The organism is Flavimobilis rhizosphaerae (assembly GCF_014852685.1).
In the GTDB taxonomy this organism is placed as follows: domain Bacteria; phylum Actinomycetota; class Actinomycetes; order Actinomycetales; family Cellulomonadaceae; genus Flavimobilis; species Flavimobilis rhizosphaerae.
Genome location: NZ_JACZDF010000011.1, coordinates 1 through 7597 on the forward strand (window position 1 = coordinate 1; position 7597 = coordinate 7597).

Consider the following 7597-nt stretch of genomic DNA (forward strand, 5'->3'; position numbering starts at 1 on the left):
TCGATCATCTCGCTTCCCCAGCACCAGGTGCTGGATTCAGCGTGTCCAAGAACCGGGGTCAGGCCCCCGTCACGCCCAGGTGGAAGCCAGCTGGAGCGTCTACCAGAAGATCGTGGGCGCCTACCGCAACCCCGACCGGGCCGCCGGGAGGACCCAGCTCGCCCACCTCATTGATGCCATCAGCCGCGAAGTCCCCGCCGTCCTCGCGGAGATCACCACGCTGGGACGCACCCTCAAGCGGCGTGCCGCAGACGTCCTGGCCTACTTCGAGCGCCCCCACACCTCCAATGGTCCGACCGAGGCCCTCAATGGCCGACTGGAACACCTGCGCGGCTCAGCCTTGGGATTCCGCAACCTCACAAACTACATCGCCCGCAGTCTGCTCGAAGCCGGAGGATTCAGACCCCAACTACACCCTCAATCGTGAAGAGCCAGTTTCCCGTCGACGTAGTCCAGCAGCCTGTCGAACTGGGCGTGCACTGACTGCGCGTCGGGCTGGTCGTAGACGGAGTGCAGCATCGCTTTGACCGCCGGCCACATGGTCTTCGGCGTCACCGACATCAGGTTCGCGGCGTAATGGGTTCTGCATCGCTGCCAGACCGCGCCGGGCAGGTTCGCCGCGATCGCTTCCACCAGCCCCTGGTGGGCGTCGGAGGTGACCAGGCGGACGCCTGAGAGGCCGCGGGCGACAAGGTCAGCGAAGAACGAGTTCCATGCCGCGCCGGTCTCGCTGGTCGCGACCCGCAGTCCGAGGACTTCGCGGCGCCCGTCGGCGTTGACTCCGGTCGCGACCAGCACCACCGCACTGATGACGCGGCCGCCCTCACGGACCTTCATGGTGAGCGCGTCGGCGGCGACAAACGTGAACGGGCCGGCCTCATCGAGGGGCCGGTGTCGGAACTGGTCGACGTGCTCGTCGAGCTCCGCGGCCATCCGGGAGACCTGGGACTTCGACAGCGAGTGGATACCGAGGGTCTTCACGAGCTTGTCCATCCGGCGGGTCGAGACGCCAGCGAGGTAGCAGTCCGCGATCACGGTGATCAGCGCGGTCTCGGCCCGTTTGCGGCGCTCCAGCAGCCACTCCGGGAAATACGTGCCCGCCCGCAGCTTCGGGATCGCGACGTCGATCGTGCCGACCCGGGTGTCCAGGTCGCGGTGTCGGTAGCCGTTGCGTTGCGCGACACGGTCCGGGGAGGCCTGGCCCCATTCCGCGCCGACCACGGCGTCCGCGTCAGCGGACAACAGCGCGTTGATCATGGTCTGCAGCAGGCTGCGCATCAGATCCGGCGACGAATCGGCGAGGGCTTCGCCAAGCAGGCGGGCAGGGTCGACAATATGAGGTGCGGTCATCGTGATGATGCCTTTCGAGTGGGTTGTAGGAGATTCCTCGAAGGATCACACGGTGGCCGCGCTCACGTCTCGCGACGAGCCGGCCACCGGGCGCTACACCACATTAAGGGGCACTACTGTTCGGGAAAGCACGCGGCTCTGTGCCTGGGCGCCACGGAGCCGACCAGCCCGTGGCCGCCCGGTCGCCCGGTCGTCCACAGACACTCGCGCAGCAGCCGTCGTCCACAGAAGTCGGTCGCACCCTCGCGACGTCTCGCAGACGCACCTAGCGTCCCCGCCATGACCTCCACCTCGAGCGCACGCACGTGCAGCACCCACCGTCCCGCCGGCGCCCGTCACGACCGCACGGACCGCTCGCGTCAGCCCGGGCTCGAAGCGATCGTCGCGTCCTTCGACACCGCGCTCGCGTCACCGCTCGCGACCGACCTCATCGGCCAGGTCTCTCGGACCCTCAGCCCGCTCGAACCTGCCGCGCGACTCACCGCCGAGACCATGCGGCACCTCGGCGACATCCGCGCCGTCATCGAGGCGCTCCTCGCGACGGACACACCCGGCTCGACGGCCGCGCTGCACCTCATCGTCCCGATGGCGTGCGACCGCGAGATCTGGCGCCGTTCCCAGAACGAGCTCGCGACGCGCAGCACGCCCGTCCCCACCTGGGTCGAACGCTTCGGCGAGATGCGCGCCGCCACGCCCGCCCGGCTCGTCATCGACCCCGTCCGTGACACCGAGACGCTCGTCATCGGTGCTCACCTCGCAGGGATCGACCTCGCCGACGTGCACGCGTCCCTCGCAGGCCTCGGGCTCGACCCGGCGGGTCTTGAGGAGCAGGCCGACGCAGACCTCTCACTGCCGCCCCTGCCGGCCCTCGACACGTTCACGCTCGTCGTGACGCTCGACGTCAGCACCGCCCGCCGCGTGCCCCTGGAGGTGCTGCTCGTGCTGCACCGTCACGACAGCATCGCCGCCCGCCTCTGCGCGATGGACGGCCCCGCGTCGAGCATCCGCGAGATCACGGACTCAGACGCCCGCGAGATCGCTGAGCAGGTGCTCGAGGCCGCGGATCCCGCGATGCCGCTCGACGACGACTCCACGGCGGTCCTGCCGCTCCTGCGGTGCCTCTCCGAGCGCCTCGGCACATGACTTCGACGGCACACGAGCGCCGCTCACCACGCCGCGAGGATCTCCGCCCGCTCCTCGTCGAGGACCCGCAGCCGTCCCGCAACCGTCCCGGCGCGCGACCCGAGCTCCGTCTCGACCTGACGCACCGCGACGAGCGTGCGCTCGGCGTGCGTCCGCGCGTCGGCGATCTTGTCCCGCACCGTGAGGTCGGAGAGGAACCAGTCGAACCACACGTCAGCGACGCGCGTCATCTCACCGATCCCCACGCCGCCCACCCCGGCGAGCCGGACGTCGCTCAGTTCGGCGTCGAGCCGCACGAGCGCGTCGTTCGCCGCCCGCAGCTCCTCGGTCGCGCGGTCGATCGCCTCGTACTTCATGAGGTCGCCGACGAAGCCGCCGCCGAAGAACGTGTCGTACGTCGCCCAGCCGCCCGCCGACCTCAGGGACTCGCACGCCCGCGCGAGGAGCGCCGCCGCCGTCGACGCAGCGGACTGCGCCTCCGCGATCTCCGTCGCCTCGGCGCGCAGCGCCGCTGCACGCCCCGCGACGTCCTCGAGCCGGCGGCCGTCCTCACCGCCCTGCGCGATGACCCACGCCTCGAGCGCGGCGCGTGCCCGCGCGACCCGCGAAGCCGCGTCACGGCTGTCGACGAGCCGCGCCTCGATGCTCTCGACGTGCGCGACCGCGGCCGCGTGCCGGTCGACCGCGAGCGTGTGGCTGGCCTCGGCCCGCACCTGCTCCGCCTTCTCACGCAGCAGGTCCTCGTGCGTCGTGCCACGTACGGCCGCGCCGAGGCGCCGCCATGAGAAGCCCTCGAGCCTGCGCACGTCGTCGGTCTCCCGGCGCAGCAGCGCGGCCGCCGCCGTCACCTCGGCGGCGTGCGCGACGACGACGTCACGCGCGTCCCGGAGTGCGACCTCGAGCGCGTCGTTCTCCGCGAGCGCACGCAGCGCGTCCTCGAGCTCGTCCTGCGGCGTCCGACCTGCGGTGTTCCCCTGCGTCACGTGAGGGAGTGTAGCGGGCATGACGATGCTCGCGGCACGCGGTTGGGCGTGTCAGCTGCGCGCGAGGATCGTCGATCGCTCCTCGTCGAGAGCGCGGATCCTCGCTTTGACATCCGACGCTCGTGACGTGAGGGAACGCTCAAGGTGGCACGCTGTCGAGAAGGCGTTGCTCACGCGCGACCTCGTCCGCACGAGCTCGCGCCCCGATCCGGCCCGGAAGACGAACGCATCGGTCCAGGCCTCCGCCGACATGAGCAGGCGGTCCAGCCCGACGGACCCCATGCGCACGACCCTGACGTCAGCGAGCTCGGCGTCGAGCCTCGCGACCGCCGCCGTCGCACGCCGCACGTCCTCTGCGGCGATCGCCAGCGCGTCCCACGGTGCGCCGGGCACCACGAGCACCCTGCGCGAGGCCACGATCTCGATCGCCTCGTCGAGCGACTCCCCGGCCCGCGCCAGGAGCATCGCCGCCGTCGACGCCGCCGAGACCGCCTCGGCAAGCTCGGTCCCCTCGGCGCGCAGCGTCGCCACCTGCGTCGCGATCTCCTCGAGCCTGGCGCTGCCGCTCCCACCGTGCGCCAGGAGCGCACGCTCGAGCTCGCCACGCGCGCGCCGCACCCGTGCCTCCGCGTCCCGCGTCCGCGCGAGCCGCGCACGCAGCTCGTCGGCGTGCGCGACGGCTGCCTCGTGCTGGTCGACCGCAAGCACGTATGCGGCCTCGGCGCGCACCACCTGCGCCCTCTCGCGGCTCAGCTCCTCGTGGGTCGTCCCGCGGACCGCTGCCATGAGCCTCCGCCACGTGGCCCCCTCGAGCGCGCGCACGTCCTCCGACTCCGTGACGATCAGCGCCCGCGCCGCCGTGACCGCTGCCGTCCTCTCCGCGACCACCGCGCGGGCCGCGCCGAGCGCGTCCTCGAGCGGAGCCCGCTCCGCAAGAGCCGCGAGCGCCCTCTCGAGCTCGTCCTGCGGCGTCCGTCCTGCGGTGCTCCCCTGTGTCATGAGAGGGAGCGTAGTGGGAGGAGAACACCCTTGCGCGGAAGAACGGACCAAGAGGGGTTTCCCCCGGTCCCTCACTGGTGTGAGGACGCAACCACGGAACACTCGCAGACCGATGTACGACTCCCCTGGAGAGCCATGATCCGGTTGCTCATTCGTCTGGTCGTCTCTCTCGGTGCCACCGCACTCGGACTTGTCATCGCCGGCGTTCTCGTCGACGGGTTGAGCGTCGGGTGGCGAGGGTTCGTCGTCGCCGTCGTCATCATCGCGGCGCTGCAGTGCGTGCTCGCCGTGTTCTACGTGCCGCTCGTCTGGTGGTTCTACGTGCGGCCGGTGGCGTCGCTCGGTCCCTCCGGCCACGAGCCGCTGCGGCCGTGCGACACCGGGACCATCGCGCTGGGCGCCGGGGCCACCGCGCAGCGCGCTTGCCGACGTCACGCACGACGGGCCCGGTCACCGTGAGGTGACCGGGCCCGTCATCTGCCGGTGTCAGCCCTGGTAGGCGGCACGCACCTCGGCGAGGCGCGACGCGACGACCTCCGCGACCTGGACCGCGTTGAGCGCGGCACCCTTGCGGAGGTTGTCGTTGCTGATGAACAGCGCGAGGCCCTTGCCGCCGGGCACGGACTGGTCGACGCGGATGCGGCCGACGAACGACGGGTCGGCGCCCGCCGCCTGCAGCGGGTTGGGAACGTCCGTCACCTCGACGCCCGGCGCCTGCTCGAGCAGCGCCGTGGCCTGCTCGGACGAGATCGGCTCGGCGAACTCGGCGTTGACGACGAGCGAGTGTCCCGAGAACACCGGGACGCGCACGCACGTGCCCGAGACCGCGAGGTCGGGGAGGCTGAGGATCTTGCGCGACTCGTTGCGGAGCTTCTGCTCCTCGTCGGTCTCGAGCGACCCGTCGTCGACGATGCTGCCCGCGATCGCGACGACGTTGAACGCGATGTTCCGCACGTACGTGCTCGGCTCGGCCAGCGTCACAGCGGAGCCGTCGGTGACGAGCTCCTCGAGCGGGACGTCGCCCGCGACGGCGGCACGCACCTGGTCGGCGAGCTCCGTCGCCCCGGCGAGGCCCGAGCCCGAGACCGCCTGATACGTCGAGACGATGAGGCGCTGCAGGCCGCCGGCCGCGTCCGAGAGCGGCTTGAGGACGGGCATCGCGGCCATCGTCGTGCAGTTGGGGTTCGCGATGATGCCCTTGCGGGCCTCGACGACGGCTTCCGGGTTGACCTCGGACACGATGAGCGGCACGTCCGGGTCGAGGCGCCACGCGGACGAGTTGTCGATGACGATCGCGCCCGCGGCGGCGAACCGCTCAGCCTGCGCCTTCGACGTCGCACCGCCCGCGGAGAACAGCGCGATGTCGATGCCCGCAAGGTCAGCGGTCGCGACGTCCTCGACGACGACGTCCGTGCCCTTCCAGTCGAGCACCTTGCCCGCCGACCGGGCCGACGCGAAGTAGCGGATCGTGCCGACTGGGAAGTTCCGCTCGGCGAGGAGGCGGCGCATGACGGCACCGACCTGACCGGTCGCGCCGACGACGGCGACAGTGAGGTTCTGCGACATGGTTCAGCGCCCCGTTCCCGCGTAGACGACGGCCTCGGCGTCACCGTCAAGATCGAAGGCCGAGTGGACCGCGCGCACGGCGTCATCGAGCGAGTCCTCGCGCGTGACGACCGAGATGCGGATCTCGGACGTCGAGATCATCTCGATGTTGATGCCCGCGTCCCGCAGCGCCCCGAAGAGCTTCGCCGAGACGCCGGGGCTCGACTTCATGCCCGCGCCGACGAGCGAGAGCTTGCCGATCTGGTCGTCGAACTGCAGCGACTCGAACTTGATCTCGTCCTGTGCGACGCGCAGGGCCGCGAGCGTCGCCGGGACGTCACCCTCGGGCAGCGAGAACGAGATGTCGGTGAGGCCCGTCTGGGCCGCCGAGATGTTCTGGACGATCATGTCGATGTTCGCGCCCGCGGTCGCGACGACCTCGAAGATGCGCGCGGCCGTGCCGGGGACGTCGGGCACGCCGACGACGGTGATCTTGGCCTCGGACCGGTCGTGGGCCACGCCGGTGATGATCGGGTCTTCCATCGGGAGCTCCTCGCCGTTCTCGGCGGTCAGGGGTCGGTTGGTCACGAGGGTGCCCTCCTTGCCGGAGAAGGAGGACCGCACGTGGATCGGCACGTCGTAGCGACGGCCGTACTCGACGCAGCGCAGGTGCAGGATCTTCGCCCCGCTCGCCGCCATCTCGAGCATCTCCTCGTACGTGAGGCGGTCGACCTTGCGGGCCGCCGGCACGATGCGGGGGTCGGCGGTGAACACGCCGTCGACGTCGGAGTAGATCTCGCAGACGTCCGCGCCGAGGCCCGCCGCGAGCGCGACGGCCGTCGTGTCGGAGCCGCCGCGGCCGAGCGTCGTCACGTCGTTCGTGTCACGCGTGACGCCCTGGAACCCGGCGACGATCGCGACCGAGCCCTTCTCGATCGTCTCGCGCACCCGCGAAGGCACGACATCGACGATGTGTGCCTTGCCGTGCACGGCGTCCGTGATGACGCCAGCCTGCTGGCCCGTGAAGGACTTGGCCTTGACGCCGAGGTTGTTGATCGCCATGGCGAGGAGCGACATCGAGATGCGCTCGCCGGCGGTGAGGAGGATGTCCATCTCTCGCTGCGGCGGGGCGGGCGTCACCTGCTGGGCGAGGTCGATGAGCTCGTCCGTCGTGTCGCCCATGGCTGAGACCACGACGACGACGTCGTTCCCGGCGCGCTTGGACTCTGCGATGCGCTTGGCGACGCGCTTGATGCTCTCGGCGTCGGACACCGAGGAGCCGCCGTACTTCTGCACGATGAGTGCCATGTGTGCTCTTTTCGTCACTGGTCCCGTTGATCTAAACGTCCACCAGGTGCTTGTTCGAACACCCCGATGGTAGCGGCGCCGCGCGCCGCTCCGCACGGACCATCCACCCCCCGGACCCGCCCCGTCCCTTCCCCGCTTTGGCTCGATAGCCCATCCGTGCGCCATACCTGGCCTGATGGGCTATCGAGCCACGTCGCCGGGGGCCTGACCCCGGTTCTTGGACACGCTGAATCCAGCACCTGGTGCTGGGGAAGCGAGATGATCGAAGA

Annotated in this window: 7 protein-coding genes and 1 pseudogene; 3 read left to right on the forward strand and 5 right to left on the reverse strand. The window is 70.6% G+C overall.

Annotation, left to right across the window (positions count from 1 at the left end):
* Positions 1 to 427: transposase (locus tag IGS67_RS13405; RefSeq protein WP_235978412.1), on the forward strand; the 427-nt coding region annotated here is incomplete at its 5' end.
* Between the two features lie 5 nt (positions 428 to 432).
* On the opposite strand, the pseudogene IGS67_RS13410 reads toward IGS67_RS13405, so the two are convergent.
* Positions 433 to 1350: pseudogene (locus tag IGS67_RS13410) on the reverse strand (IS256 family transposase); the annotation flags it as partial.
* 279 nt (positions 1351 to 1629) lie between these two features.
* Here IGS67_RS13410 and IGS67_RS13415 point away from each other — a divergent pair.
* A complete protein-coding gene (locus IGS67_RS13415) occupies positions 1630 to 2493 on the forward strand; it encodes a hypothetical protein (protein WP_192282178.1) in 864 nt (287 codons plus the stop codon).
* A gap of 23 nt (positions 2494 to 2516) precedes the next feature.
* On the opposite strand, the gene IGS67_RS13420 is transcribed toward IGS67_RS13415, so the two are convergent.
* Together IGS67_RS13420 and IGS67_RS13425 are read right to left on the reverse strand one after the other, a co-directional pair.
* The gene (locus IGS67_RS13420) at positions 2517 to 3476 is read right to left on the reverse strand and encodes a hypothetical protein (protein ID WP_192282180.1); all 960 of its coding nucleotides are present in this window, start codon (positions 3474 to 3476) and stop codon (positions 2517 to 2519) included.
* A gap of 51 nt (positions 3477 to 3527) precedes the next feature.
* On the reverse strand, positions 3528 to 4475 hold the full coding sequence (locus tag IGS67_RS13425; RefSeq protein ID WP_192282182.1) for a hypothetical protein: 948 nt from the start codon (positions 4473 to 4475) through the stop codon (positions 3528 to 3530).
* A 135-nt stretch (positions 4476 to 4610) separates the two neighbouring features.
* Here IGS67_RS13425 and IGS67_RS13430 point away from each other — a divergent pair, with 135 nt between their 5' ends.
* The gene (locus IGS67_RS13430; RefSeq protein WP_192282184.1) at positions 4611 to 4934 is read left to right on the forward strand and encodes a hypothetical protein; all 324 of its coding nucleotides are present in this window, start codon (positions 4611 to 4613) and stop codon (positions 4932 to 4934) included.
* 27 nt (positions 4935 to 4961) lie between these two features.
* Here the strand turns inward: IGS67_RS13430 and IGS67_RS13435 are convergent, their stop codons facing one another.
* Positions 4962 to 6041 (reverse strand): aspartate-semialdehyde dehydrogenase, encoded by a 1080-nt coding sequence (locus IGS67_RS13435; RefSeq protein WP_192282186.1) that lies wholly within the window; start codon positions 6039 to 6041, stop codon positions 4962 to 4964.
* 3 nt (positions 6042 to 6044) lie between these two features.
* Complete coding sequence (locus tag IGS67_RS13440; protein WP_192282189.1) at positions 6045 to 7328, reverse strand: aspartate kinase; 1284 nt, start codon at positions 7326 to 7328, stop codon at positions 6045 to 6047.
* Positions 7329 to 7597: the final 269 nt, after the last annotated feature.